The organism is Streptomyces sp. NPDC028308, from assembly GCF_055565855.1.
The window spans coordinates 392,359-417,509 of sequence record NZ_JBVHTO010000002.1; the positions used below are offsets into that span (position 1 = coordinate 392,359).

Below are 25,151 nucleotides of genomic sequence, written 5' to 3' on the forward strand. Positions count from 1 at the left end.
CCGGTCGTCGGCGACACCGTGCGGGGCTTCCCGTCCGTCACCTCCTCAGCGCAGTCGACGCAGGTAGGGGTCGTGGGGCCGACGCGGAAGCAGCCGGATCCGTGCGTCGAGGACGGTCACCTGGCCGGGCGTGGCGAGGACCGGGTTGAAGTCGGCCTCGGCGAGTTGGGGCAGATCACCCGCCATGCGGGACAGCCGCAGGAGCACCTGCTCGAGACCTTCGAGATCGGCGGGAGGGCCGCCGTCGGCGCCGAGCAGCAGCGGGGCGCATCGCGGCGAGGTGATCAGCTCGTGGACGTCGTGGTCGGTGAGCGGGGCGAGGCGGGCGGCGTGGTCGGCGAGCACCTCGGTGGCCGTACCGCCGAGTCCGAAGAGGACGAGCGGGCCGAAGACCTCGTCCTGGACGACGCCGGCGAACAGCTCGGTGCCGCGCGAGGCGAGGGGCTGCAGGACCACGCCGGTCATCAGCCCGGCGAAGCGCGTCTCCAGGTCGCGGAACGCGGCCCGCACCTGGGCCGTGCCGCGCAGGTCGAGGTGGACGGCGTGCTGCTGGGACTTGTGCAGGAGCCCCGGCCAGTGGGCCTTCATCACGACCCGGCCGTCGAATCCGCGCAGCCGGTCGGCGGCGAGTACGGCGTCGTCCTCCGTCTCGGCCCACGCCCAGGGGATCTGCGGGACGGCGTAGCAGGCCAGCAGGTCGGCGCAGGTCCGCGGGTCGAGCCAGCCGCCGTCGGGATGGGCGGTCAGGTACTCCTCGACGACCGTGCGGGCGCGTACCGTCTCGACGTCGTCGAGGTCGGGGACGACTCCCGCGGGCCGGGCGAGCCAGGCGGCCCGGGCGACCGCGTGGGCCAGCGACCGCGCCGCCGCCAGGGGGTCGGCGAAGGAGGGGATCGCGCCGCTGTCGGCGGCGGGCAGCAGCCGGACGGGCAGGTCCTGTTCCAGCCGCACGGCGAGCACCGGGCGCTCCCGCCGTGGGAGGGCCCGCGCCAGGGCGCGCACGAGGTCGTCACCGGTGGCCGCGGCCACCGCGGTGGGCACCAGGGCCACCACGACGGCGTCGACGCCCGGAGACCGGGTGAGCAGGTCGACGCACCGGGTCAGCTGCTCTTCGGAGACCGCGGCGGTCACGTCGACAGGGTTGGTGACGGACGCGCCGTCCGGCAACACGTCGAGCAGTTCGTCGATCAGGGTGGGGGCGAGCGAGGGGAGAGCCAGCCCGGATTCCGCGCAGGCGTCGGCGCTGAGGACTCCGGCACCGCCCGCGTTGGTGACGATCACGACGCGGCTCCCCCCGGGCAGCGGCTGGGAGTGGAGCAGTGCCGCCGTTTCGAGCAGTTCTCCCACCGATCGGGTGGCGGTGATGCCCGCCTGCGTGAAGAGCGCGGCGCGGGTCATGGTGCGGGTGGCGGCGGCAGCGGTGTGCGAGGCGGCCGCTCTGCGACCGGCGTCGGTACGGCCCGCGTCGACGGTGAGCACCGGGATACGGCGGGTCACCCGTCGGGCGGTGCGGGAGAAGGCGCGCGGGTTGCCGAAGGATTCGAGGTGCAGCAGGGCGAGGTCGGTACGGCCGTCGCTCTCCCACCACTGCAGCATGTCGTTGCCGCTGACGTCGTACTTGTCCCCGAGGGAGACGAACGAGGAGACGCCGATGCCCAGCCGGGACAGGCCGTCCAGGAGTGCGATGCCCACTCCCCCGGACTGCACGGCGACCCCCGCGGTCCCGGGGCGGGGGTGGCCGGCGGCGAAGGTCGCGTCGAGACCCGACTCGGCGGCCGTGTTGCAGATGCCCAGGCAGTTGGGTCCGACGAGTCGCATGCCGTGGGTGCGGCAGGAAGCCAGGAGCTGCCGCGCCTGGGTGCGGTCGAGTCCGGCGGTGACGACGGCCAGGGCGCGCACCCCGGCCCGCCCGCACTCCTCGGCCACGTCGGGGACGGCGGCGGCGGGTACGGCCACGATCACGAGGTCGGGACTCTCGGACAGGGCGGCGACGGACGGGTAGGACGGCACGCCGAGGATCGAGTCGGCGGCGGGGTTCACCGCGAGGAGCCGGCCGGTGAAGCCCCCGGTGCGCAGGTGCTCCAGGATGGCCCGGCCCACGGATCCCGGGGTGCGTCCGGCGCCGGCCACGGCGACCACGGACGGCTTCAGCAGGGGCATCAGGCTGGCCACGTCGGCGGTCCTGCCCCGGGCCTCGACGGCCGACAGATAGGCGTCGTCCTGGTCGAGTCGGACCGTGCAGCGGACCTCCGGCCCCTCGAAGCGGCGGGAGACGTGCAGACCGAGGTCGGCGAAGAGGCGCAGCACTTCCTGGTTCTCACTGAGGGCGTCGGCGGTGAACGTGGTGATGCCCTCGGCGCGCGCCGTCGACGCCAGGTGCTCGATCAGCAGGGTGCCCACGCCCCGGTGGTGCAGTCCGTCGGCGACGGCGATGGAGATCTCCGCGCCGTCCTCGGCTCCCCCGGTGTCGTACTCGGCGAGGCCGACCACCCGGCCGTCCGTCTCGGCCAGCAGGGCACGGTGACCGGGTGGGGCCGGGGCGCAGGCGCGGTCGGCCGACAGGGTGGCAGAACGCCGGCTCGCCGCGAAGAACCGCAGCCGGAGGTTGTCAGGTGACATCTCCTCGAAGAGCCCCCGCAGCCGGTCGTGGTCGGCGGGCCGTACGGGGCGGATGCACACGGTGGTGCCGTCGGCGAGCAGCGCATGCACCGTGGGCCGGTCGAGCAGGTCGTCCGTCATGGCTGTCCTCCTCGCAGATGACACTTCAATGGTGCGGCGACGAGGACGGCGGGCACAGGGCTGACCGGGACCGCGCGGGGGGCCGATCGGCCCTGATCGAGCCGACGTGCCCGTCACACCGCCCGGGCCGAAACGGGGCGGAGCTGTGCGAGGACGGCCGGCCCCTACGAGGCGAACGGCCCGTCGTCCGTGAAACCCGGCTTGGGAGCCGATCCGGCCCACCGGGGAAGTCGCCCGGCCGCCCCGGGTGCGCGCCTCCTCCCCGGTCAGTACGGTGGCGTCCTGGTGTCCGACCGCGGACACCGGCTCCGGACGCGGTCGGCACGGGTCATCGGGCGGTGGAGGCGGCATGTCGGGCAAGGAAGCGGCGGTGCCGCGCAAGACCTACGAGAAGGAACTGGCGCGCCTTCAGGGCGAGTTGGTGCGGCTTCAGGAGTGGGTCCGGACGGAGGGCGCCCGGCTGGTCGTGGTCTTCGAGGGACGCGACGCGGCGGGCAAGGGCGGCACGATCAAGCGGCTGGCCGAGCACCTCAACCCCCGCGTGGCACGGATCGCCGCGCTGCCGAAACCGACCGAGCGGCAGCGCACCCAGTGGTACTTCCAGCGGTACGTCGAGCATCTGCCGGCCGCCGGGGAGATCGTGCTGTTCGACCGGTCCTGGTACAACCGGGCCGGCGTGGAGCACGTGATGGGGTTCTGCACCGACCAGGAGTACCGGCTGTTCTTGCAGCAGTGCCCGATCTTCGAACGGATGCTGGTGGAGGACGGCATCCTGCTGCGCAAGTACTGGTTCTCGGTGAGCGACACCGAGCAGCAGGAGCGGTTCCGGCGCCGTCTGCAGGACCCGCTGCGGCGCTGGAAGCTGTCGCCGATGGACCTGGAGTCCCTCACCCGCTGGGAGGCCTACTCCCGGGCGAAGGACGAGATGCTCGTGCACACCGACATCACCGAGGCTCCCTGGTTCGTGGTCGAGAGCGACGACAAGCGCCGGGCCCGGCTGAACATGATCGCCCACCTGCTCGGTTCCCTGCCGTACCACGATGTGCCGCCACCGGTCCTCGAACTGCCGGAGCGGCCCGCCTCGACCGGGTATGTGCGCCCGCCGCGCGATCTCCAGACCTACGTCCCCGATCACGCGGCGGACCTCCTCTGACGTCCGGCGCGTCCCCTCACGCCCGCTCGGGTACGACCGCGACGGCGCAGTGGGCGTGGTGCAGCACCGTATGGGCGACCCGCCCCAGCTGGAGTCCGCGGTGTCCCTTGCCGCGCCGGGCGCCGACGACCAGCAGGTCCGAGTCCCAGGAGGCGGCCAGAAGCACCCGGCGGGCCGGGCCCTCCGCCGTGCTGCGATGCAGGGTCACGTCGGCCGGTACGTCCGTCAGCGCCTCCTCCAGGACGTCGGCGGCGTGCTGTTCGTGCAGCCGGGCGGGTTCGCCGGTGAGGAGGGGGTGGTCGGTGCTCTCGTGTGCCGGGCAGCGCCAGGCGCGTACGGCCTCCAGGGGCGCGTGACGCAGCCGGGCCTCCTGGACGGCGAAGCGCAGGGCGGCGGACTCCGGCGCCTTCTCGCCGACGCCCACCACGACACGGCGGTGCGAGTGGGGCCGCACCTGGTTGTCGTGGGCACCGCGCAGCACGATCACCGGGCAGTCCGCGTGGGCGGCGACGGTCAGGCTGACGGAGCCGAGCAGCGTCTCGACGAGACCGCTGCGGCCCCGGGTGCCGAGCACCAGCAACGCGGCGTTGCGTCCCTCCCTCACCAGCGCGTACTCGGGTTCCTCGGGCAGCACGTCCGTGGTGACCTCGACCTCGGGCCGACGCAGCCGGGCCCGCTCGGCGGCCGCCAGGAGGATCGCCTCGGCGGTGACGTCCGCCGAGGGCCCGCCGAGGTCGGCGGCGAGCGCGCTGCCCTCGTACCGCTCCCAGAGGGAGGCGTACACGAGCCGCAGCGGTGCACCGCGCAGGGCGGCCTCGTCGGCCGCCCAGTCGACGGCCCGCAGGCTCGGCTCGGAGCCGTCCACACCGACGACGACAGGCAGTTCCATCGTTCTCACCGTCCCGTGTCCAGATCGAAGACGATCCGGGCCTTGACCTCGCCGCGCAGGACCTCGTCGATGCAGTCGTTGACGGATGCGAGAGTGCGGGTCTCGTGGACGACCTCCGTGCGGCCGGCCGCGTGGAGCCGGAAGACCTCGGCGAGGTCCTGCCGGGTGCCGACGATCGAGCCGATCACCGAGGTGCCGTTCAGCACGGTGTCGAAGATCGGCACGCGGACCGTGCCGTGCGCGGGCAGGGCCACCATGACCAGCTTGCCGCCGCGCCGCAGGCCGGAGTTGACGGCCTCGAAGGCCGCGTCGTCCACCGCGAGCGCGAGGGCGGCGTGGGCGCCGCCGTACCGCTTGAGCACCTCGCCGACGTTCTCCGTCCGGGCGTCGATGACGAGGTCGGCGCCCAGCCGCGTGGCGAGTTCCAGTTTCTCGTCGGTGACGTCGATCGCGGCGACGGTGGCGCCGGCGATCTTCGCGTACTGCACGGCGAGATGGCCGAGGCCGCCCACGCCGGAGATCGCGACCAGCTGACTGGGCCTGACGTCCGCGACCTTGAGAGCCTTGTACGTCGTCACGCCCGCGCAGGTCAGTGGGGCGGCCTCCAGCGGGGTGATCCCCAGCGGCACCGGCTGGGCGAAGTCGGCCCAGGCAAGCATCTTCTCGGCGTACGCGCCGTCGCAGCCGTAGCCGGTGTTGACCTGGCTCTCGCAGAGAGTCTCCCAGCCGGACAGGCAGTGCTCGCAGCGCCCGCACGCCTTGCCCAGCCAGGGGACCGCGACCCGTTGCCCGAGGGACAGGTGGGTGACGCCGTCGCCGAGGGCCTCCACCAGGCCGACGCCCTCGTGGCCGGGTACGAACGGCAGGGTCGGCTTGACCGGCCAGTCCCCGTGCGCGGCGTGGATGTCGGTGTGGCACAGCCCGGAGGCCTCCACCCGTACGCGGACCTGTCCGGGGCCGGGCTCCGGGTCGGGGCGCTCCTCGATGACCAGAGGTGCCCCGAACTCCCTTACGACCGCTGCCTTCATGACGATTGCTCCTCGTGTGCGGTGGCGCGTGCGTCAGTGGTGGGCGACGACTGCGACGGGGGCGGTGGCGTGGTGCATCACGGCGTGGGCGACGGAGCCGATGTGCGCGCCGATCGGGTTCCGGCGGACCCGGCGGCCGACGACCACCAGGGATGCATCGCGGGAGGCGTCGGTGAGGAGGTTGGCGGCCGATCCGTAGTGGGACTCCGCGGTGACCTCGACCGCGGGGAACTTCTGCTGCCACGGGAGCAGCACGTCGGCGAGGGCGGACGCCTGCTGGCGGGACAGCTCCTGGTGCAGTTCCAGGTCGGCGGCGAGTCCGTAGGCGTAATAGGGCGGGGGGTTCCAGCCGTGGACGACGCGCAGGGACGTCCCGCGCAGTTCGGCGGCCTGGAGGGCGAACTCGACGAGGGTGTCGTCGGGGCTGTCGACCGCGAGGCCCAGGACCACGGGGCGGTCCGGGGACGTGGAGGCCGGGGTTCCCGTGAGGTCTCCGGCGGGCGGCTCCGTGGCACGGACCAGGACCACCGGGATCAGGGTGCGGGCCACGACGGCCTGGCCGACCGAGCCGACCATGAACCCGCCCACTCCGCTCAGCCCGCGGGAGCCGAGGACCAGGAGGGCGGAGTCCTGCGCCGCGGCCGACAGGGCCTCGGCCGGGCGGCCGCTGATCTGCTCGGTGACGATGTCGACGCCGGGGTGGCGCTCCCGCAGCGCTTCCGCGGCTTCCCGCGGGATGCGCTCGGTCCAGTGCTGCTGCGTCTCGACGCCGAGCAGCGGGGCCTGCGCGAAGGGTTCGGGCACCGGCTCCCATACGTGGACCAGCTTCACCGGCAGGCCGCGCAGTGCGGCCTCACGGGCGGCCCAGTCGGCCGCCGCGCGGCTCTCGGGAGATCCGTCGAGGCCGACGGTGACGGTGCGGGGCATGCTCTCCACCTCCTGAAGGGGTTCTGCTTCCAGCGTCGTGGCCCGCGGCCCCGGAGTGCAGGGGCCGCAGGTCCCTCGTGGGGACCGGTCGGCCCTACGGCCGTCGGCACGGCGGGGCCCCTCCCCTGGCCCGGCCGTGCCCTGACCGGTCAGCGCAGCCAGCCGTTGTCGCGGACGACCGGCAGGCGGGCCCAGGCCCGGCCCAGCCCCCACGTCGCACCGGCGCCCGCCACCGCGAGGGCGATCAGGACGACGGCGTAGATGACGTGGTAGTCGGCGAAGGGGTTGGTCGACATGCTCGGCGAGCCGTCGGACAGGTGCTTGGCGGGCGGCCATTCGGCGACCCACATCAGCGCCATCATCACGGTGCCGGCAGTCGCGGCGAGCTTCAGCGCGATCCCGCCGATCAGCGCGACCCCGATGCCGAGCAGGCCGAGCATGAACAGCCAGTCGGCCCAGCCGGCGCCCGCCCAGTCGTGGAACGTGGACTCCATGGGGCCCGCGGCGACGCCGCCGAGGAAGCCCTTGGTCGGCGAGCCGCCGTCGATCCAGCCCTTGCCGGACGGGGTGGCGTAGCCGAGGCCGAAGGTCTTGTCGAGGAACGCCCACAGGAAGACGAACCCGGTGAGCAGGCGCAGGCTCGCGAAGGTGTAGGCCCGCGCGGTGTGCGTGTCGGTGCGTGCCGACACGGCGGGCTCGGAGGTGGACGCGGTCCGGTTCCCGCCGGAGAAGGGCAGCTGGAACCTCGGGCTCCGCCGAGGGTGCTCGTGCACGGCCATGATGGTGGTCCCTTCGGGAATCGTTCAGGGATTCGGAGGACATCGGGCCGGTGCCCGACACCGCTCACTCTGGCCGTGCGCCGCGGTCGCCGAAGGATGCCGAAGGTCCGCCTCCAGGGGGCTGAACGGCCCTACTTGGCAGGGCTGTTGAGCGGCCGGCACCCGTCGGTGCGAGGGCCGTCCAGATCTGCGGCCCAGCGTGGGGAAGGAGTCGCGCGGTCCGGTGCCCTCCTGCCTGAGTCCTGCGGTGGCGCGGCCGGCCGTGATCGCCTGTGGGGCTGGGGCCTGAGGGCTGTCGCCGGCAGAGGCGACGGGCGTGCCGGTCGGTCCTGCGCATGGGCCGGGTGGCCCATGGTCCGGCGGCGTCCCGGGGACCACGCTGGAAGCGGCAGGTCCGTCACACGTCCTGGAGGCCCGTCGTGATCACTTCTCCCACGTCCGGCATGCTGAAGTCGCTGCCGGCCGAGCACCGGCAGCAGCTGATGCGTATCGCCCGCGAGGTGTCCTTCCCACAGGGAACCCGCCTCTTCGAGGAGGGCGCGCACGCCGACCGGTTCTGGATCATCCGTACCGGCACGGTGACCCTCGACATGCGCGTGCCCGGCCGCAGGGCCGCCGTCATCGAGTGCCTCGGGCACAACCAACTCGTCGGCTGGTCCTGGCTGTTCGCTCCGCACTCGTGGCATCTGGGTGCCGAGGCGACGACGCCGGTACGGGCGTACGAGTTCGACGCCGCCGCGGTCAGGGCGCTGTGCCGGGACGACCCCGCGCTGGGCGCCGCGGTCTCCCAGTGGGTGGGCGGGATCGTCGCCCACCGCCTGCGCTCCGCCCGCACCCGCCTGCTGGACCTCTACGCCCCCTACGGCAGCGGCAGTGCGCGCTGACCGTGTCCGACGCGACGACCGAGGAGACGACATGCACGGCAGCCCGCACATCGTGAGCGATGTGATGACCCACACCGTCGCGGCTGTCGGCCGTGGGGCCGAGTTCAAGGAGATCGTGCGCATGATGCGGGACTGGCAGGTCAGCGCCCTGCCGGTCCTGGAGGGTGAGAACCGGGTGGTCGGCGTGGTCTCCGAGGCCGACCTGCTGCCCAAGGAGGAGTTCCGCGACAGCGACCCGGACCGGGACACGCAGCTGCACCGCCTCTCCGACCTCGCCAAGGCGGGATCGCTGACCGCCGGTGAGCTGATGACGTCCCCCGCCCTCACCGTCCGCGCGGACGCGACACTGGCCCAGGCCGCACGGACCATGGCGCGCGCCCGTGTCAAGCGGCTGCCCGTCGTCGACGGACTGGGCACCCTGGAGGGCGTCGTCAGCCGCTCCGACCTGCTGAAGGTCTTCCTGCGCGAGGACGAGGAGATCGCCGAGGAGGTACGGCGGGAAGTGGTGTCCTACCTCTTCCCGGCGCCGGCCTCGGCGGTGCGGGTGGAGGTCCGGGAAGGCGTGGTGAAGCTGGTCGGCCGGCTCAGGGACACGTCCCTGGTTCCGGTGGCCGCACGCCTGGTCCGGGCCGTGGAGGGGGTAGTCGACGTGGACTTCGAGGTGACCCGCTCCGACACGCCGGCGAAGCCGGTGGCATAGCGGGGCCCCGGCATGGATTCGTCCCCGGTCCCCGCTACAGCGGCCGCAGGTGGTCCCGTCACGGCCATCGGTGTCGACGGCCCCTGAACGCCTTTTGAACCAGGGCGACTTACTCTCGCCCCGCTCAACGCCCTGTGCAGCGACCCCATTTGGTGCCGGCCCGCCCCACGGACACGGGGCGGAGACACCCTCCTCCGCCCCCTGCCGTACCCGTCAGACGAGCGCGTTCTTGTAGAACAGGTTGGAGCGGCGGTCACCGGCCTCGCCCGAGGCGAAGCCGAGGAACAGGCGCACCTCGCCGGCCGCCGTCTGGTAGATCGCCAGGCCCTCGGGCTCGCGGAAGGTCAGGGTCGAGCCGGCCTTGGTGAGGACCGGCCCCTGGGCGACCTTCCCGGTGTTGAGGTCGATGGCGGTGACCTCCGAGTCGACGATGTTCCCGTTCGCCTCGTAGCTGGTGCCCGTCAGCACGTAGAGGTACTGGCCGTACGCCGTGTAGCCCTGGAAGACCGACGACGCCGTGTCGAGCGTCGGCATCACGAAGCGGGCCAGCGGGTTGCCGAAGTCACCGGCCGCCGCCGCGGAGAGGGAGTGCACGGAGATGTAGCGGTCGCCGTCCAGGAGGTAGCGCACGATCAGCCGGTTGTTCACCGGGTCGGTCGCGCACGTGTAGGACGTCGCGCCCGCCACGGGCGTGTACTTGGTCAGCGCGGAGGAGGTGTTCGTCAGCGTGGTGCCGCTGGTGAACTTGAAGCGGGCCAGACGCGTCCCGTAGCCGCTGCCGCTCGTGTCGGTCTCCGTCCACAGGTACGTGGAGGTCCCGACGGCCTGGGCGCCTATGGACACCCCGTGGCCGAAGCCGGCGAGGTGCATGTAGCCGACCTGGTTGCCGTCGAAGTCGAGCTGGGTGACACACAGGTCGCCTGCCGTCTCCGACGAACCGTCGCGCCGCTGCACCACGAACAGGCGGCGGTTGACGTTGTCGAAGACGAAACCCTGCTGCACGGTGCTGTCGTGGAGGGTCTTGCCGCGGAACAGGTCGTACGAGGGTTCCGTTAGGTCGAAGCGCGAGGACGCGGGCACGGCGGCGGAGGCCGCGCCCGTTCCCAGTCCCAGGCCCACGGCGGCCAGGCCCAGACCGCCGCCGGCGCGCAGCAGGTTGCGGCGGCTCAGGAACGCGGGGCTGTGGGACGGGGTCGATGAGGACATCGTTTCTCCTTGGCGACTCGGTGACGAGGAAGATCCGAATTTACGACAGCAATCCGCGCCTTCCATCATCGGGTCGCCCGGCTCATGCCCCAACGCGCCTGTCCGGGGCCCGGGTTGACGGCTGCGAGCCCTGTCCCAGGTGACCGCCGGGCCGGGTCCGACGCCGTCCGCGCCGGACCCGTGGCCGGTTCAGCGGCCCAGCGCCGCCACGCCCGCCGCGGCGAACTTCTCGTCCAGGTCCCCGGACGGCGCGCCCGCGACACCGATCCCGGCCACCGGCGCACCCTTGACGGCGACGGGCACGCCACCGGCCAGGAACAGCGTCCCGGGGATGTCCTTCAGGTTCGGGGTCTGCTTCAGTCGGTCGGCGAGCGCCGAGGTGGGCGCGTTCCAGGAGACGGCCGTGTACGCCTTGCGCTGCGCGGAGTCGTAGGACTGCGGGCCGGCACCGTCGCCCCGCAGCGTGACGACGGTGTTGCCGTTGCGGTCGACGACCGCGACGGTGACCCTCTGGTTCTCCTTCTCGGCGGCGTCGAGTGCGGCCTGGGCGGCCTGCGTGGCGGCGTCGACCGTGAGGTGGCTGGACGTGAGGGTGCCGCCGCTCCTCACCTCGGCCACGGAGGCAGCCGAGGTGGCGGGCGACGAGGCGTTCGCGGACACCGTGCCGAAAGTGCCGGCGGCGACGGCCGCGATCACGGCGCCACCGGTGGCGATACGGGCGCGGCGGGAGAGCTTCTGCATGGTTTCGGCTCCTGGTTCGAAAGGGTGGTTGGCTGCTTCCGCCCTCAAGCCTGGTGCCGTGCGGTGCCCGGTCCGGTCGGCGTCACGGCTCGCCCCGGGACGCCGACCGGCCGATGCCGGGGTCAGCCGATCGGATGACCCCGGTGTGGCCCGGGCTGGCGACAATGGGAGTGTTCGGGCAGGCCGGAGCGGTGAAGGAGGTGGACACATGGACACGGAGACCGAGCGGGGCCACGACCGCGACGCGGATGCCTACGGGGCGTACGGCGCGGGCGAGGACCGCGCGGAGGGCCGGTGCGCAGGCGCCGACCCGGGCGCTGCGGAGGCCCGGAGGCTCGGCGCCGTGATGCACGTGGCGTTCTTCCTCCTGCTCGGCGGCGCGCTCGCGCGGTTCCTGCTGCGGCACCCCGGCGAGGCCCGGACGCCGTGGATCGTCGCGCTCTCGGCTCTCCTTGCGGTCCTCTACGCCATCCCGTCGCGCGGCTCGTCGGTGTCGCCGTCCGGGGCGGTGCACGACCCCTGGGCGCCGTTCACCCGAGCGAAGGCTGCGGCGCGGGGCGGGGCCGACGGCCGGCTCGGCGCGTGGGGGCTCGGGCGGCCCGCCGCGGTCGTGGCGGTGTGGATGGTGCTCGTCGTGCTCGCGCCCAGCTTCGCCTGGTGCGCCGTGCCGCTCTTCTACACGGGGCTGCGCGTCCTGCCCGAGCGGGCGGCGCTCGTGCTCGTCGCGGTGCTGACGGGGTTCGTCGTGGCGGCACAACTGCGCCTCGCGGGCTCCTTCGACCCGAACCTGCTGCTGGCCCCGCCCGCCGTGGCCGCGATCGCGACGGCCGTCTTCCTCCAGATGGAACGGCAGAGCGTACGGCAGCGGCTGCTCATCGACGATCTGGTCCGCACCCGCCGTGAGCTCGCCGCCTCCGAACGCCGGGAAGGCACTCTGGCCGAGCGGCAGCGTCTGTCCATGGAGATCCACGACACGCTCGCCCAGGGACTGTCGAGCCAGCGGATGCTCCTCCAGGCGGCCGACCTGGTCTGGGAGTCCGACCCGGTCAAGGCCCGGGCCCACGTGCGCACCGCCGAATCCGTCACCGAGCACAACCTGGACGAGGCCCGCCGTTTCGTCCACGACCTGGCTCCGTCCGACCTGGCCCGCGGCGGTGACCTGGCCCAGGCCCTGCGCACCCTGGCCGCACGCGAGTCGCGCGAGCACCTCACCGTCCAGGTCCACGTCGACGACGCGGGCGACGGACCCCGGCTCCCGGAAGGGGTCCGGTCCGCCCTGCTGCGGATCGCCCAGGGCGCCCTGGCCAACGTCCGGGAGCACTCGGGGGCCCGTACGGCCACCCTCACCCTCACTCTGCTGGACGACCGGGTCGTCCTCGACGTGGCCGACGACGGCCGCGGTTTCGTCCCCGGTGAGTTGTCCGCCGCCGCGCCCGGGGTACGGGGCCACGGCGTGCCGGCGATGCGCGCCCGCGTGCGTCGCCTCGGCGGCACCCTGACCGTGGAGTCCGCGCCGGGCGAAGGCGCCGTCCTGTCCGCCGCGATCCCCCTGGAGCCCTCCCGATGACCGACGCCCGTGAGACCTCCCGGCGCGTTCGCGTCCTGCTCTGCGACGACCACGCCGTCGTGCGCGCCGGGCTGCTCGCGCTGCTGGACAACGCGCCCGGCATCGAGGTCGCGGGCGAGGCGGGCACGGGAGAGGAGGCGCTCGCGCTGAGCGCGAAGCTGCGTCCGGACGTCGTACTCATGGACCTCCAGCTCGGGGACGGTATCGACGGTGTGGAGACCACCCGCCGCCTCACCACCGGCGACGGTGGCGGCCCGCACGTGCTCGTCCTGACCACGTACGACACGGACGCCGACATCACCCGCGCCATCGAGGCCGGCGCGACGGGCTACCTGCTCAAGGCCGAGCGGCCGGAGGAACTGTTCGCCGCCGTCCACGCCGCCGCCCAGGGCCGCACCACGCTCTCCGCCCCCGTCGCCAGCCGCGTCATGGCCAACCTGCGCAGCCCGCGGCCCACCCTCACCGACCGCGAACGGGACATCCTCACGCAGCTCGCGCAGGGGCTCGGCAACCGCGAGATCGCGAGGGCCCTGTTCATCAGCGAGGCGACGGTGAAGACCCACCTGGGGCGCATCTACGACAAGCTCGGCGTCGACACCCGGGCCGGCGCGGTCGCCGTGGCCAAGGAGCAGCGCCTGCTGCCGTGAGCGCGCCCGGACGGACCTCTTCCCGGAGTCCCATCACCCGCTGTTCCGGACGGGCCTCGTCTCGCCCCGGGTAGCGGCCACTCCCTGACCGCCACCCCTGCGACTGTCATCACACGACGCCGGGACGCGCAACGCTCCCGGCCCACCCCGTGAGACAGGAGCCGCACATGTCCGTCGACACCGTGACCCATCTGAACTTCCGAGGTGACGCCCGCGAGGCGCTCACGTTCTACCAGTCCGTGTTCGGCGGGGACCTGGCCCTGGTGACGTACAAGGACGCCGGCAACGTCCAGGAGCCGACCGAGGCGGACCAGGTCATGTGGGGCCAGGTCGCCGCCGAGAGCGGCTTCCACGTGATGGCGTACGACGTGCCTTCGCGGATGCCGTGGAACCAGGGCGAGAACGCCTTCTTCGTGTCACTGCGCTCCGGGACGGCGGAGGAGGCAGCCGCGTACTGGGAGAAGCTCTCCGAGGGCGGGACCGTGCTGCTGCCGCTGGACCGGGCGCAGTGGGCGCCCCTGTACGGCATGCTGCGGGACCGGTTCGGCGTGACCTGGGTCGTGGACGTCGCCCGTGCCCCCGAGGAGGGCGGCGTGTCGTAGGGTCCCGGGAGGAAATCGCCCGTCCCCCGGGGTCCCCGTGCCGCACCTCGCCCGGCTCGTGACCACGCTCGGCGCTCCCGCCGCCTTCTCGGGGGCGGACGCGGCCCCTCGTCTGGAGGCGGCCCCTCGGCGCGGCTGCTGGTCCAGCGGGGTGACACGGAACTGGTCGTGCGGGAGCTGCGGGGTTCGGCGGTGTCCGCGAGCGTCCGCTTCCCGGCGCCCTGGCCGCGGCGGTTCGGTGGGTACGCGGTGTCACCCGACGCCGGTCTCGCGGTCTTCACGGGACCGCACGCACTGCGGGCCGTCGACCGCGCGGGAACCGTGCGGTGGGAACTGCGCCACCGCTGTTGGGCGGGCTGTGCGGGACACACGGCGTTCGACGAGTACGGGGACGACCGCGACCACCGCTACGCGAGCAGCGGTTCGGCCGCTTTCTCCGCGGACGGGAAGCTGCTGTGGGCCCACGTCCTCGGCCCGCTGTCCGGCGAGCAGCCGGACGGGGACCGGGGCGAGGAGGAGTGGCTGGTCCTGGACGCCGCGGACGGCACGGTGCTGGCACGGACCCGGACGCGCACGTCGGCGGCGGGGTCCGTGCACGTGCCGCACCCCGATCCCGGCCAGATGGGTCTGAGCGTCGGTGAGGGCCAGGACTGGCTCGTCGACGCGACCCGCATGCGGCTGACGGGCCGGATCGGCTACCCCTTCGAGGTGTCCGGGCTGCCGCGGGGACTCGGGAACGGCACCTGGTACACGGTCTCCGAGGACGAGAACGCCCTGCACGTCTGGGCCCTCTGACGGAGCCGAGGGCACTCGCGCAGGGGGTGAGGCACGCTCGTCCGGGTGTGCCCCGCCCTTCCGGCGGACGGCGCAACACTTGCCCCGCGTTCACCCCCGTCACCTGAACTCGCCCACCCGACGTGCGGAGTTCCGCGAGCCGACGGAGGGTGAACCCATGGAGATCATCGCTGTCCAGGAAGCCGAGACCCAGCTCGCCGACGACGCCGGGCCCGGCGACGCCCTTCCGCCCACGCCGACCGTCCACGCCGTGCCCGCCGACCCGCCGGGTTCGGGTCAACCGGGCGCCACGACCCTCTGCGGCACGCCGACTTCCGCCATGAAGCGGCTCGCCTACCAGCCCGCCGGCCCCGACTCCTGGTGCCCGCCGGACCAGCAGGAAGCCATGTGCGCGCGCTGCGACTCCACCCTGCACAGCGCCTGACGTCACCCCGGCACCCGTCGCGGCCGAAAGTGACCGGGGCACCGTATCTGGCGGGAAAGGACGCGAGCGGTACGCGGAATGAGTGATTGAGTCGGGCCGCCGGGGCAACCCTGTCCGGACGACGTGCGCGCACCGCCGACGGGACGGAGAACGGGTGATGGCCACCACGACAGAGCCGGGCCGAGGCCGAACGGCCGGGGCGCGGCCGAACAGTCTGCGGCTGCCCGGCATCGTCCTCGGGGTGGGGCTCGGCGGCTTCGTCGACGGCATCCTGCTCCACCAGCTCCTGCAGTGGCACCACATGCTCACCAGCACGAACCACGACCGCGTCGGCGTGAAGTACTACGACCCGGACACCGTGACCGGGCTGGAGATGAACACGGTCTGGGACGGCGTCTTCCACACCGTCTGCTGGGTCGCGGTCATCGCGGGCCTGGGCATCCTGTACGCGCGGGTCACGCACAACCGGCGGGCGGTGTGGGCCTCGCGGGTGCTGTGGGGATGGATCCTGGCCGGCTGGGGCCTGTTCAACCTGGTCGAGGGACTCCTGGACCACCAGATCCTGGGCATCCATCACGTGCACGGGGGCCCGCACCAGGCCTGGTGGGACGCCGGTTTCCTCGTCCTGGGCGGGCTGCTGGTCCTCGGAGGCTTCCTGCTCCAGCGCGGCGGCCGGTTCCACGACCCCACCGAGCCCGGCGGTGCCTCCGCCGGCCCGGGCGTGCCCCGCGGTGACGGTCCGGCAGGGAATTCCGCCTGATGGACGGCATGCAGCACACGCATCACCACGACGGCACCGGGCCGAGCCTGCCGGGAACGCTGCTGACCGTTCTGGTCCTGCTCGCCGCCGCCGCGGGCTACCTCCTCGCCGTACGCCGGGCCCGCCACCGCAATCCGGTGCTGGGCTGGAGCCGCCTGCGTTCGGCGTCGTTCGTCGGCGGACTCGCGCTCCTCGCCGTCGCGCTGCTGCCGCCGCTGGGCCCGGCGGCGCACACCGACTTCCGCGGCCACATGGCCCAGCACATGCTCATCGGCATGTACGCCCCGCTCGGCCTGGTCCTGGCCGCGCCCGTCACGCTGCTGCTGCGCACCCTGTCTCCCGCGCGGGCCCGCAAGCTGACCGCGGCGCTGCGCAGCCGGCCCGCACGGCTGCCTGCGCACCCCGCGGTGGCCCTGGCTCTGAGTACCGGCACGCTGGGGGTGCTGTACTTCACGCCGCTGTACGGCACCGCCATGGGCCATCCCGCGGGGCACTGGCTGCTGCACGCGCACTTCCTGGCGTCCGGCTGCCTGTTCGCCTACGTCATAGCCGGACCCGACCCCGCCCCGAGCAGGCCCGGCGTACCGGCCCGGCTCGCGTACCTCGGAGCCGCGGTCGCCGCACACGCGCTGGTCGCCCAGGCGATGTACGGCGGCTTCTTCGTCGACATCCACGCCCCGGTCGACCAGGTCCGGCAGGGCGCGGAGATCATGTACTACGGCGGGGACATCGCCGAACTCCTGCTGGCCGCCGCGCTGGTGGCCACGTGGCGGCCCGAGCGGCGCACGAGCGCCGGCAGCCGCACGCGACCGCGCCACCCCCTTGAGCCGACACACGCGCCGGGCTGAGCGGACAGGCTGCGGCGACGGGCTCGTCTCGACGTCTCACGACGTCGTCGAAGTGCGCCGGCGGACGACTGGCGTCAGATTGGAGGTATCGGGACCACCGGCCGGCCGCTACGCCCCGGCGTGCGGGCGAGGAGGACGCTGTCATGAAGCCCGCCACGAGAGCAGTCGGTCAGCGGGATGACACCTGCGGGGGTCCGCTCGTGAATCCTGCCGCCTGCCGGTGCGTCTACGGTGTCCTGGCGGGCCCGTGCTCCCCGTCCCGGCCGACGGGGACATGACGTCCGGGACCGGGACCGATGGCAGACGAAACAGCGGCGGAACAGCCGCGACGCCTGATGCTCGTCGTCGGCGTCGCAGGCTCGGGCAAGTCCACAGTGGGGCGCCTGCTCGCTGAGCGGCTGCGCTGGACCTACCGTGACGCGGACGAATTCCACTCCGCCGCCAACCGCGCCAGGATGGCCGCCGGCCGTCCCCTCACGGACAGCGACCGGGGGCCATGGCTCGACGCGATCGCCCAGTGGATGGACCAGGTCGTGGCGAGCGGCCGGCACGCCGTCGTCACCTGCTCGGCGCTGAAGCGGGACTACCGGGACAAGCTGCTGACCGGGCGGGACGTTCTCCTCGTGTACCTGCACGGCTCGCGCGAGCTGCTGGAGTCCCGGCTGGCCGCGAGAAGCGGTCATTTCTTCCCGGCGGATCTGCTGGACAGCCAGCTCGCCGCTCTCCAGGAACCGGAGCCGGACGAGCACCCGCTGGTGGTGGACGTCGACCAGCCACCGGACGCCGTCGTTTCGACGGTGCTGTCCCTGATGCCGGGACAGGCCGCCGCCGCTCCGGCCACGGCCGGTCCGAACCTCGCCACGGCCTCGCGCGAGCCTCTCTCCCCCAGCCCTGCGGGCACCTCGTGGCGGCTGGTCAGGGACGAACAGAGCGCGGTCGTGGTCCAGCTGGGCGGCGCCCTGCGCGACTACGCGGTGAACGGACGGCCGCTGCTCGACGGCTTCTCCGCGGGCTCCGCCATCACCGGCGGGCGGGGACAACTGCTCGTACCCTGGCCGAACCGCGTGGGCGGCGGACGCTACCGCTTCGTCGGCAGAAGTCTGCAACTCCCCTTGAACGAGGTCGACAAAGGCAACGCGATCCACGGACTGCTGCGCTGGACCCTGTGGCGACCACTGGGGCGTACCGACGACTCGGTCCTGCTCGGCACGACGCTCTGCCCCCAGCCGGGCTACCCGTTCCTCCTCGACGTCCGTGTCGAGTACCGGCTGGGACCGGACGGCCTCACCGTCACCGTCCACGCGACCAACACCGGTCCGGAACCCGCCCCGTACGGGGTCGGCCAGCATCCGTATCTCACGGTCGGGACCGACCTCGTCGACAGCGCGGTCCTGACCGTTCCCGCGCGCTACCTGCTGCCCACCGACGACCGTGGCCTACCCGGGGACCGGGAGCCCGTCGACGGAACCCCCTACGACTTCCGCTCCACCCGACGCATCGGCGCGCAGAGGCTGGACACCGCATTCACCGGGCTCGACCGTGGCTCCGACGGACTGGCCGTCGTGCGGCTGGCGCACCCTTCGGGCAGTCACGGCCTCGATGTCCGGCTCGGTGAAGGAACCCGTTACGTGCAGATCTACACCGGTGACACCCTGGACGTACGCCACCGGCGGCGGGGGGTCGCCGTGGAGCCGATGTCCTGTCCGCCGGACGCCTTTCGCAGCGGCACGGACCTCACCGTCCTGTACCCGGGCGCGACCCACGTCCTGCGATGGGGTCTGCGCCCGTGGGGGTACTCCTGACGGCATCCGCGCGCTGCCGGCCGGAGCGGTGCGTCCTCGACGGCGTCACCGCCGCTCCACAGGCCGGCGAAGGCCTGTGAGGCCTGCTGTGGTCACGGCCGTCTCGGCTCTGGTCCGTCCGGACGAAGCCGCCGACTCCGACGGCCTAACGCGGTTTTCGAGGAGATGCCGTTCGGGGCGTCGGGTGATTGCGTGACGATGCCCAGCCGCACAGGCGCCGGGCTCGGCGCGGAAGCGCAAGCAAGGAGGCTGCACAGCATGGATTCCACGGTGGGAGCGCCTCAGGGGGTGATCCCGGCGCGATTGCTGCACGGCCAGAAGGCTCTCGTGACCGGCGCCAACTCGGGTATCGGCAAGGCCACGGCGATCGGCCTGGGCCGGGCCGGTGCCGACGTGGTCGTGAACTACGTGGCGGGACGTGAGGCCGCGGAGGAAGTGGCCGAGGAGATCGCCTCGTTCGGGGTGCGCTCGGCCGCGTACGAGGGGGACGTGTCCCAGGAGGACCAAGTCGTCGCCATGATGGACCGGATGGTCCAGGAGTTCGGCACCATCGACATCCTCGTGGCCAACGCGGGACTCCAACGTGACGCGCCGTTGGCGGAGATGACGCTCGCCCAGTGGCAGAAGGTCATCGACGTGAACCTCACCGGTCAGTTCCTCTGTGCGCGGGAGGCGGCCAAGGAGTTCCAGCGCCGTGGCGTGGTGCCGGAGGTGTCCCGCTCCGCCGGAAAGATCATCTGCATGAGTTCGGTGCACCAGATCATCCCCTGGTCCGGTCACGTGAACTACGCGTCGTCCAAAGGCGGCGTGCAGATGATGATGCAGACCCTGGCCCAGGAGCTCGCGCCCAAGAAGATCCGTGTGAACGCGGTCGCCCCGGGTGCGATCAAGACACCCATCAACCGCTCGGCCTGGGAGACGGACGAAGCGCTCAAGGACCTCCTGCGGCTCATCCCGTACGAGCGGGTCGGGGAACCCGACGACATCGCTCACGCCGTAGTCGCGCTCGCGTCGGATCTCATGGACTACGTCGTGGGGACCACGCTGTACGTCGACGGCGGCATGACTCTCTTCCCCGGCTTCGCCACCGGTGGCTGAGCGCCGCCCGGCATCTCACCCACACGGACGACGAAGGCGCGTATGCCCACCTCCCTGCACCTGCTGGCGGATGCCCCGGCTCAGCTCCTGCCCGCTCGGGAACTCATGGCCTTCACGCTGGCCTCCCACATCATCCTGGTGCCCCTCGGCGTGGCGTTCCCCCTCATCACCCTGGTGATGCACTACCGCGGGCTGCGCGGGAAGGACGCCACGGCGCTGCTCCTGGCGCGGCGCTGGTCGGCCGTCATGGCGGTGCAGTTCGCGCTCGGCATCGTCACCGGCACGGTGCTGTCGTTCGAGTTCGGTCTGCTGTGGCCAGGTCTGATGGGGCGCTGGGGTGACGTCTTCGGCGTCGGGTTCGGTGTCGAGGCCTGGGCCTTCTTCCTGGAAGCCGTGCTCATCGCCATCTACCTGTACGGGTGGCGGAGGCTGAAGCCGCGGACGCACTTCCTCCTCGGGCTGCCCCTGCCGTTCGCCGCCCTGCTGGGGGCCTTCGGCATCCTGGCCGCCAATTCCTGGATGAACACTCCGCAGGGCTTCTCGCTAGACTCCGGGGGCGAGCCGACCGACGTGAACGTCTGGAAGGCGATCTTCACGCCGATGTTCGGTCCGCAGTACTGGCACTTCGTGGTGGGGATGGTGCTCACCGCGGGCTTCGTGGTGTCGGGGGTCTACGCGACGGGCTGGCTGCGCGGCCGCCGGGACCGCTACCACCGACTCGGTTTCGCCGTACCGTTCACCATCGCCGCCGTCGCCGCCCCCCTGCAGTTCGTTCTCGGTGACTCCATCGCCCGGTCGGTGTTCCACAAGCAGCCGGTGAAGTTCGCCGCGATGGAGATCGTCTGGAAGACCGACACCCGTGTGCCGGAGTACCTCTTCGGCAGACTGAACGAGAACGGCACCGTCTCGGGCGGCATCAAGATCCCGCTGCTCGACTCGGTACTGGCCGGATTCCACGCGGACACCGAGGTGCGGGGACTCACCTCCGTCCCGGCCGACCAGCGGCCCACCGCGACGCAGGCGACGATCGCCCACTGGGCCTTCGACGTCATGGTCCTCATCGGCTCCGGGCTGGTGCTGCTCGCGCTCTGGTACGGATTCGTCTGGCTGCGGCACCGTCGGCTGCCCGCCTCGCCGTGGTTCTTCCGCGCCGCCGCATGCGCCGGCGCCGGTTCCGTCGTGGCGGTCGAGTGCGGGTGGATCGCCACCGAGGTGGGACGCCAGCCCTGGATCGTCTACCAGAACATGAGGGTCGCCGAAGCCGTGACCTCGACCCGCTCCAGCAGTCTGTGGATCATGTTCGGGGTGGTGATCGTGGTGTACGTGTCCCTCTTCGCCTCGTTTCTCGTGGTCCTGCTGAAGATGCGCACGCGCTGGCGGCTCGCCGACTCGACGCGGGGCACACCGGCGGGCACTCACACGCCCGAGGCGGACATCCCCTACGGCCCGCGGGCCGCCGTCCCCGCGGGTGACGCGTCCGCCGCGGGCCCGGGAGGGGGCCGGTCACGAGGTGACGGCCCGTGACCGCGGACCTCATCGCCGTGGTGCTTCTCCTGGCCGTGACCGCGTATGCCTGCGCGGGGGGCACGGACTACGGCGCCGGCTTCTGGGACCTCATGGCCGGCGGTACGGAGCGCGGCCGGCGTCCCCGGTGGCTCATCGACCATGCCATGGCCCCCGTGTGGGAGGTGAACAACGTCTGGCTGGTCTTCGTTCTGGTGATCATGTGGACCGGCTTTCCCGTCCTGTTCCAGACCGTGTTCTCCGCGATGTGGCTCCCGCTCGCGCTGGCCGCTGTGGGCATGGTCCTCCGAGGTGCCGGCTTCGCCCTGCGCAAGCCCTCCCGACGGCTCGCGGGCCGCCGCCTGTACGGTGCCGCGTTCGCCTCGGCCTCGGTCGTCACGCCCTTCTTCCTGGGTGCCGCCGTCGGCGGCGTCGCATCGGAACGCGTGGCTCCAGGTACCGATGCTTCGGCGGACGTCTGGACCAGCCCCACGTCGCTCGCCTTCGGGTTCGTCGCGGTCGCCACCACGGCGTTCCTCGGAGCGGTGTTCCTCACCGGGGACGCACGCAGGTTCGACGCGCCCGAGCTGGTCGGCTACTTCAGGCAGCGCGCGCTGGGCAGCCTCGCCGTGCTCACCGTCCTCGCGGTGGTCACCGGGTTCGTCACCCACGAGGACTCCCCCCACGTGTGGCACGGCCTCACCCACGGTCTCGGACTGCTCTTCGCGATCCTGGCCGGCACAGCCGCTCTCGCGGCCGTCTGGCTGCTGCTGCGGACGCCGGGCCCGTGGGCCCGCGTCGCGGCGGTCGGAGTCGTCGCGTCGGCCGTCGTCGCCTGGGGCATGGCTCAGCGCCCCTACCTGCTCCCCACCTCGCTGACCGTCGACGAGGCCGCGGGCGCCCCGTCCACACTGACGTGGCTGGCGGTCGTGACACTGGTGGCCCTGCTGGTGGTCGTACCGGCCGTGGTCTTCCTCTACTGGCTGGACACCCACGGAGAGCTGGAGGAACTCACCGACTCGGAGCTGGGCGGAGGAAGCGACCCCGACGGTGACCGAGCGGTGTTCGACAGCTGATCGTCCGGCCTTCGAACCTTCTTCGCGCTGCGCTCCGACGGAGGAAGCCGCTGTGACCGACGACGAGATGCTTCTCGGTTTCGCGCTGACCGTGGTGCTCGCCACCGGTTCGCAGATCCTGGCGAACAGGCTGCGCGTCCCCGCCCCGATCGTTCTGTTCCCCGCGGGGTTCGCCGTGGGAGCGACGACGGACGTGGTCCACCCCGACAAGCTGCTGGGACCGGACTTGCCGGACCAGGCCGTCACCGCCGCCATCCTGGCGGTCCCGTCCACCGAGTGGGACCCTCGCACGACAGTCCCGGCGTGATCGCTCCGTACGCCGCCTTCGGCTCCCCAGCGCTGAGGAGTTCACGCCGCCGCGGCGCGCTATCCGCCGCGGCGCTGGTTCTCCCGGAGCATCGAGTCCAGCGTGATCGCCGCGTCGATCAGCGCCAGGTGAGTGAACGCCTGGGGAAAATTACCCAGTTGACGGCCCGTCAGGTCGATCTCCTCGGAGTACAGGCCCAGGTGGTTGGCGTACGTGAGCATCTTCTCCAGCACCAGCCGGGCCATGTCGGTCCGGCCCGCCCGCGCCAGGGCGTCGACGTACATGAAGGTGCACAGGGAGAAGGTTCCCTCGGAGCCTCGCAGCCCGTCGGGGGACGCCTCCGGGTTGTACCGGTAGACGAGACTGTCGCTGACCAACTCGGCTTCCATGGCGTCCAGCGTGGACTTCCACATCGGGTCGTCCGGCGTGATGAAACCGACCGTCGGCATGCGCAGCAGCGAAGAGTCGAGCACGTCGTCGCCGTAGTGCTGGACGAACGCCTGCTTCTTGGGGTCCCAACCACGCTCGAACGTCTGCGCGTAGATCTCGTCGCGCGCCTCGACCCACCGCCCGCCGGCCGCGGGACGACCGTCGTCGTAGGCGATCCGCAGGGCGCGGTCGAAGGCCACCCACGACATCACGCGGCCATAGGTGAAGTCCTTTCGGCCGCCGCGGGTCTCCCAGAGCCCCTCACCCGGCTGGTCCCAGTGGTCGACCAGCCAGTCGAGCAGGGTGTGCAGTGCCTTCCAGCCCCCGTGATCGAGATGCATCCCGTGCTCGTGCGCGAAGTAGATGCTGTCCAGGGCCTCGCCGTAGATGTCCAGTTGCAGCTGGGTGGCGGCCCCGTTGCCGATACGGACCGGCGCCGAACCGCGGTATCCCTCCCAGTGGTCGAGGGTCTCCTCGACCAGGTCCGCGGAGCCGTCGACCCGGTACATGATGTTCAGCGGTCCGGACCCGTCACTCCGGCTGTCGTCCCCCTGCTTCACCCTGTCGTGCAGCCATCCGATGAACGCGGCCGCTTCCTCCTTGAACCCCATCCCCAACAGCGCGTACACCGAGAACGAGGCGTCACGGATCCAGGTGAACCGGTAGTCCCAGTTGCGCTCTCCGCCCAGCTGCTCGGGCAGGCCCGCCGTGGGCGCGGCGACGAGGGCACCGGTGGGCGCGTACGTCATGAGCTTCAGGGTCACGGCCGAACGCTCCACCGCCTCCCTCCAGCGTCCGGTGTAGGTGGACTGTGCCAGCCACGAGCGCCAGAAGGCGACCGTCCGGTCGAAGAGGCGCTCGAACTCCGCCAGTCGGATCTGCTGAGGTGGCCCTCCTGGCGAGGATTCGACGATCAGGCCACGCTGCTGTCCCGCACGCAGGGTCAGGGAGAAACGCACATCGCTGTCATGGACCGAGATGTTGTGCAACAACCGCTCGTCCTGCGGCTCACGGACGGTGTGCACGGCGAGGTCCAGTTCGTCCGAGGTGAACACGGCCCCGTGCTCCGTCAGATGCACCTCGTGGGGTTTGCGGCCGTAGTCGAAGCGCGGAGCGACCTCTCCCTCGAACGTCATGCTGCCGCGCACACATCGCAGCATGCGCACGATGCGATGCCGGTCGGTTACGGTCGTGCCGGTCACCGGCATGAAGTCGACCACTTCCCCGGCGCCGTCCTCGGTCATGAAACGGGTCACGAGCACGGCGGTGTCCGGGTGGTAGAGCTGTTTGGTGGTGTACGTGCGCGCAGCGGGCCGCACGGAGAAATGGCCACCCTTCCCATGGTCGAGAAGTGCGCCGAAGACGCTGGGTGAGTCGAAGCGCGGACAGCAGAACCAGTCGATCGTCCCGTCGGTCGTCACGAGGGCGGCGGTCTGCAGATCACCGATCAGTCCGTGGTCTTCGATCAGGGGATAGTCGTTCATCGTCGACCCCTTTCGGCCCGGTCGGCCGAACGCGGAACAAACACCGTCACGCCGCGGATGAGGACCGGGCGGCACTCGATCAGCTTAGGCCGCCGACACCCGTTCGTCCTGACGAGGAGAACCCCCGCGGTGACCGCGATCCCGACCCTGCTGCGGTCCGGGAACCGCCATATCGTGAGGTGCGGACGGCGTGCGGAGCGGGCGTCCCCGCGTCGTTCGAGAACATCTGATTCCTACGGTGAAGGGGACTCGCGTGGGTGTCACGACGTCCTGGGCCGGCAGATTCCGGCTCGCGGCCGTCATGTGCCGGCCGACGGCCACGGGGAGGCCCGGCTCGTCCTGCGGGGCCGTGACTTCGGCGGCCACCTTCAGCTCGCCGTCTGCGAGATCATGTCGTACGGCGCTTCGTCCCTGCAGATCTGCCGGAGACTGCGTGCCATGCCGCAGAACCTGCTCGACGCCTCGCCGTCCCGGCAACGCCCTCCGCTGCAAGCCCCGTTGACATTGCTGCAGGAGTCCGTCGAGCGAGCCTTCACCGATCCCAACCGCCGCGCCATCGCGCAGGGTGCCGACCTCCAGGGTATCGGGGGCAGTTCCCCCCTCTGACCCGGACGTCACAACCGCGGGCACCGGGCCTCCGCTTCCCGACGACGCCATACGGCTCGCCTCCGGTAGCGAGACCCGTCGGCAGCGTCTTTGCTGGACTGGCGGCGGATGCCCCGCCGTTCGCGGTCACCCGCGGAGTGTTCTGCAGGAGATCCGT

General features: G+C 72.0%; 24 protein-coding genes. 16 read left to right on the top strand and 8 right to left on the bottom strand.

The window, feature by feature from the left end:
- Window positions 1-45: 45 nt before the first annotated feature.
- Window positions 46-2,739, bottom strand: a complete 2,694-nt coding sequence (locus ACZ4VA_RS06080) for a bifunctional acetate--CoA ligase family protein/GNAT family N-acetyltransferase (RefSeq protein WP_389389874.1) — start codon at window positions 2,737-2,739, stop codon at window positions 46-48.
- Window positions 2,740-3,088: 349 nt separating this feature from the next.
- Between ACZ4VA_RS06080 and ppk2 the strand changes: the two genes are divergently transcribed.
- The gene (ppk2, locus tag ACZ4VA_RS06085; protein ID WP_468080060.1) at window positions 3,089-3,892 is read left to right on the top strand and encodes a polyphosphate kinase 2; all 804 of its coding nucleotides are present in this window, start codon (window positions 3,089-3,091) and stop codon (window positions 3,890-3,892) included.
- 16 nt (window positions 3,893-3,908) lie between these two features.
- Here the strand turns inward: ppk2 and ACZ4VA_RS06090 are convergent, their stop codons facing one another.
- The 4 genes from ACZ4VA_RS06090 to ACZ4VA_RS06105 all read right to left on the bottom strand — a co-directional run bounded on the left by ACZ4VA_RS06090 (window position 3,909) and on the right by ACZ4VA_RS06105 (window position 7,515).
- Complete coding sequence (locus ACZ4VA_RS06090; RefSeq protein ID WP_356167793.1) at window positions 3,909-4,781, bottom strand: universal stress protein; 873 nt, start codon at window positions 4,779-4,781, stop codon at window positions 3,909-3,911.
- Window positions 4,782-4,786: 5 nt separating this feature from the next.
- Window positions 4,787-5,809 (bottom strand): zinc-dependent alcohol dehydrogenase, encoded by a 1,023-nt coding sequence (locus ACZ4VA_RS06095; RefSeq protein ID WP_452921446.1) that lies wholly within the window; start codon window positions 5,807-5,809, stop codon window positions 4,787-4,789.
- Between the two features lie 33 nt (window positions 5,810-5,842).
- Complete coding sequence (locus tag ACZ4VA_RS06100; RefSeq protein WP_356167799.1) at window positions 5,843-6,736, bottom strand: universal stress protein; 894 nt, start codon at window positions 6,734-6,736, stop codon at window positions 5,843-5,845.
- 149 nt (window positions 6,737-6,885) lie between these two features.
- Window positions 6,886-7,515, bottom strand: a complete 630-nt coding sequence (locus ACZ4VA_RS06105; protein ID WP_356240830.1) for a hypothetical protein — start codon at window positions 7,513-7,515, stop codon at window positions 6,886-6,888.
- Window positions 7,516-7,934: 419 nt separating this feature from the next.
- Here ACZ4VA_RS06105 and ACZ4VA_RS06110 point away from each other — a divergent pair, with 419 nt between their 5' ends.
- Window positions 7,935-8,399 (top strand): cyclic nucleotide-binding domain-containing protein, encoded by a 465-nt coding sequence (locus tag ACZ4VA_RS06110; protein ID WP_452921450.1) that lies wholly within the window; start codon window positions 7,935-7,937, stop codon window positions 8,397-8,399.
- Window positions 8,400-8,430: 31 nt separating this feature from the next.
- The gene (locus tag ACZ4VA_RS06115) at window positions 8,431-9,099 is read left to right on the top strand and encodes a CBS domain-containing protein (RefSeq protein ID WP_452921452.1); all 669 of its coding nucleotides are present in this window, start codon (window positions 8,431-8,433) and stop codon (window positions 9,097-9,099) included.
- Window positions 9,100-9,312: 213 nt separating this feature from the next.
- On the opposite strand, the gene ACZ4VA_RS06120 is transcribed toward ACZ4VA_RS06115, so the two are convergent.
- Window positions 9,313-10,305, bottom strand: coding sequence for a phage baseplate protein (locus ACZ4VA_RS06120; RefSeq protein ID WP_355790756.1), 993 nt, complete (start codon window positions 10,303-10,305; stop codon window positions 9,313-9,315).
- A gap of 189 nt (window positions 10,306-10,494) precedes the next feature.
- Window positions 10,495-11,046 (bottom strand): GlcG/HbpS family heme-binding protein, encoded by a 552-nt coding sequence (locus ACZ4VA_RS06125; protein WP_355790758.1) that lies wholly within the window; start codon window positions 11,044-11,046, stop codon window positions 10,495-10,497.
- A 346-nt stretch (window positions 11,047-11,392) separates the two neighbouring features.
- On the opposite strand from ACZ4VA_RS06125, the gene ACZ4VA_RS06130 reads away from it, so the two are divergent.
- The 12 genes from ACZ4VA_RS06130 to ACZ4VA_RS06185 all read left to right on the top strand — a co-directional run bounded on the left by ACZ4VA_RS06130 (window position 11,393) and on the right by ACZ4VA_RS06185 (window position 22,475).
- Window positions 11,393-12,613 (top strand): sensor histidine kinase, encoded by a 1,221-nt coding sequence (locus tag ACZ4VA_RS06130; RefSeq protein WP_468080329.1) that lies wholly within the window; start codon window positions 11,393-11,395, stop codon window positions 12,611-12,613.
- The gene (locus tag ACZ4VA_RS06135; protein ID WP_355794987.1) at window positions 12,610-13,260 is read left to right on the top strand and encodes a response regulator transcription factor; all 651 of its coding nucleotides are present in this window, start codon (window positions 12,610-12,612) and stop codon (window positions 13,258-13,260) included. Before ACZ4VA_RS06130 ends, ACZ4VA_RS06135 begins: the two co-directional genes overlap by 4 nt.
- Before the next feature lie 167 nt (window positions 13,261-13,427).
- Entirely contained in the window at window positions 13,428-13,862 is a 435-nt protein-coding gene (locus tag ACZ4VA_RS06140; protein ID WP_356167812.1) for a VOC family protein, read from the top strand.
- Window positions 13,863-14,030: 168 nt separating this feature from the next.
- Window positions 14,031-14,657: a hypothetical protein gene (locus ACZ4VA_RS06145; protein WP_356167815.1), complete on the top strand. Its 627-nt coding sequence runs from the start codon at window positions 14,031-14,033 to the stop codon at window positions 14,655-14,657.
- A gap of 157 nt (window positions 14,658-14,814) precedes the next feature.
- Entirely contained in the window at window positions 14,815-15,081 is a 267-nt protein-coding gene (locus tag ACZ4VA_RS06150; RefSeq protein ID WP_356167817.1) for a hypothetical protein, read from the top strand.
- A gap of 157 nt (window positions 15,082-15,238) precedes the next feature.
- A complete protein-coding gene (locus ACZ4VA_RS06155) occupies window positions 15,239-15,841 on the top strand; it encodes a DUF2243 domain-containing protein (RefSeq protein WP_356167820.1) in 603 nt (200 codons plus the stop codon).
- On the top strand, window positions 15,841-16,689 hold the full coding sequence (locus ACZ4VA_RS06160) for a cytochrome c oxidase assembly protein (protein ID WP_356167823.1): 849 nt from the start codon (window positions 15,841-15,843) through the stop codon (window positions 16,687-16,689). Before ACZ4VA_RS06155 ends, ACZ4VA_RS06160 begins: the two co-directional genes overlap by 1 nt.
- 296 nt (window positions 16,690-16,985) lie before the next feature.
- Window positions 16,986-18,491: a gluconokinase, GntK/IdnK-type gene (locus ACZ4VA_RS06165; protein ID WP_468080068.1), complete on the top strand. Its 1,506-nt coding sequence runs from the start codon at window positions 16,986-16,988 to the stop codon at window positions 18,489-18,491.
- Between the two features lie 258 nt (window positions 18,492-18,749).
- The gene (locus ACZ4VA_RS06170) at window positions 18,750-19,589 is read left to right on the top strand and encodes an SDR family oxidoreductase (RefSeq protein WP_355788389.1); all 840 of its coding nucleotides are present in this window, start codon (window positions 18,750-18,752) and stop codon (window positions 19,587-19,589) included.
- A 42-nt stretch (window positions 19,590-19,631) separates the two neighbouring features.
- Window positions 19,632-21,113 carry a cytochrome ubiquinol oxidase subunit I gene (locus ACZ4VA_RS06175; RefSeq protein ID WP_356167827.1) on the top strand — a complete coding sequence of 494 codons (1,482 nt, stop codon included), beginning with the start codon at window positions 19,632-19,634 and terminating at the stop codon, window positions 21,111-21,113.
- Window positions 21,110-22,168: a cytochrome d ubiquinol oxidase subunit II gene (locus ACZ4VA_RS06180; protein WP_356167830.1), complete on the top strand. Its 1,059-nt coding sequence runs from the start codon at window positions 21,110-21,112 to the stop codon at window positions 22,166-22,168. Before ACZ4VA_RS06175 ends, ACZ4VA_RS06180 begins: the two co-directional genes overlap by 4 nt.
- A 52-nt stretch (window positions 22,169-22,220) precedes the next feature.
- On the top strand, window positions 22,221-22,475 hold the full coding sequence (locus ACZ4VA_RS06185; protein WP_355794502.1) for a hypothetical protein: 255 nt from the start codon (window positions 22,221-22,223) through the stop codon (window positions 22,473-22,475).
- Window positions 22,476-22,534: 59 nt separating this feature from the next.
- Here ACZ4VA_RS06185 and ACZ4VA_RS06190 read toward each other — a convergent pair whose 3' ends face one another.
- Window positions 22,535-24,388 carry a glycoside hydrolase family 15 protein gene (locus ACZ4VA_RS06190; RefSeq protein ID WP_356167833.1) on the bottom strand — a complete coding sequence of 618 codons (1,854 nt, stop codon included), beginning with the start codon at window positions 24,386-24,388 and terminating at the stop codon, window positions 22,535-22,537.
- 303 nt (window positions 24,389-24,691) lie between these two features.
- Here ACZ4VA_RS06190 and ACZ4VA_RS06195 point away from each other — a divergent pair, with 303 nt between their 5' ends.
- Window positions 24,692-24,994: a hypothetical protein gene (locus tag ACZ4VA_RS06195; protein ID WP_468080072.1), complete on the top strand. Its 303-nt coding sequence runs from the start codon at window positions 24,692-24,694 to the stop codon at window positions 24,992-24,994.
- The last annotated feature ends 157 nt before the right edge of the window (window positions 24,995-25,151 follow it).

What these genes read in the sequence shown, in the direction of transcription:
- ACZ4VA_RS06080 (WP_389389874.1), bottom strand. Translation starts at nt 2,739, where the DNA reads ATGACGGACGACCTGCTCGACCGGCCCACGGTGCATGCGCTGCTCGCC.
- ppk2 (WP_468080060.1), top strand. Translation starts at nt 3,089, where the DNA reads ATGTCGGGCAAGGAAGCGGCGGTGCCGCGCAAGACCTACGAGAAGGAA.
- ACZ4VA_RS06090 (WP_356167793.1), bottom strand. Translation starts at nt 4,781, where the DNA reads ATGGAACTGCCTGTCGTCGTCGGTGTGGACGGCTCCGAGCCGAGCCTG.
- ACZ4VA_RS06095 (WP_452921446.1), bottom strand. Translation starts at nt 5,809, where the DNA reads ATGAAGGCAGCGGTCGTAAGGGAGTTCGGGGCACCTCTGGTCATCGAG.
- ACZ4VA_RS06100 (WP_356167799.1), bottom strand. Translation starts at nt 6,736, where the DNA reads ATGCCCCGCACCGTCACCGTCGGCCTCGACGGATCTCCCGAGAGCCGC.
- ACZ4VA_RS06105 (WP_356240830.1), bottom strand. Translation starts at nt 7,515, where the DNA reads ATGGCCGTGCACGAGCACCCTCGGCGGAGCCCGAGGTTCCAGCTGCCC.
- ACZ4VA_RS06115 (WP_452921452.1), top strand. Translation starts at nt 8,431, where the DNA reads ATGCACGGCAGCCCGCACATCGTGAGCGATGTGATGACCCACACCGTC.
- ACZ4VA_RS06120 (WP_355790756.1), bottom strand. Translation starts at nt 10,305, where the DNA reads ATGTCCTCATCGACCCCGTCCCACAGCCCCGCGTTCCTGAGCCGCCGC.
- ACZ4VA_RS06125 (WP_355790758.1), bottom strand. Translation starts at nt 11,046, where the DNA reads ATGCAGAAGCTCTCCCGCCGCGCCCGTATCGCCACCGGTGGCGCCGTG.
- ACZ4VA_RS06130 (WP_468080329.1), top strand. Translation starts at nt 11,393, where the DNA reads ATGCACGTGGCGTTCTTCCTCCTGCTCGGCGGCGCGCTCGCGCGGTTC.
- ACZ4VA_RS06135 (WP_355794987.1), top strand. Translation starts at nt 12,610, where the DNA reads ATGACCGACGCCCGTGAGACCTCCCGGCGCGTTCGCGTCCTGCTCTGC.
- ACZ4VA_RS06140 (WP_356167812.1), top strand. Translation starts at nt 13,428, where the DNA reads ATGTCCGTCGACACCGTGACCCATCTGAACTTCCGAGGTGACGCCCGC.
- ACZ4VA_RS06150 (WP_356167817.1), top strand. Translation starts at nt 14,815, where the DNA reads ATGGAGATCATCGCTGTCCAGGAAGCCGAGACCCAGCTCGCCGACGAC.
- ACZ4VA_RS06155 (WP_356167820.1), top strand. Translation starts at nt 15,239, where the DNA reads ATGGCCACCACGACAGAGCCGGGCCGAGGCCGAACGGCCGGGGCGCGG.
- ACZ4VA_RS06160 (WP_356167823.1), top strand. Translation starts at nt 15,841, where the DNA reads ATGGACGGCATGCAGCACACGCATCACCACGACGGCACCGGGCCGAGC.
- ACZ4VA_RS06165 (WP_468080068.1), top strand. Translation starts at nt 16,986, where the DNA reads ATGGCAGACGAAACAGCGGCGGAACAGCCGCGACGCCTGATGCTCGTC.
- ACZ4VA_RS06170 (WP_355788389.1), top strand. Translation starts at nt 18,750, where the DNA reads ATGGATTCCACGGTGGGAGCGCCTCAGGGGGTGATCCCGGCGCGATTG.
- ACZ4VA_RS06175 (WP_356167827.1), top strand. Translation starts at nt 19,632, where the DNA reads ATGCCCACCTCCCTGCACCTGCTGGCGGATGCCCCGGCTCAGCTCCTG.
- ACZ4VA_RS06190 (WP_356167833.1), bottom strand. Translation starts at nt 24,388, where the DNA reads ATGAACGACTATCCCCTGATCGAAGACCACGGACTGATCGGTGATCTG.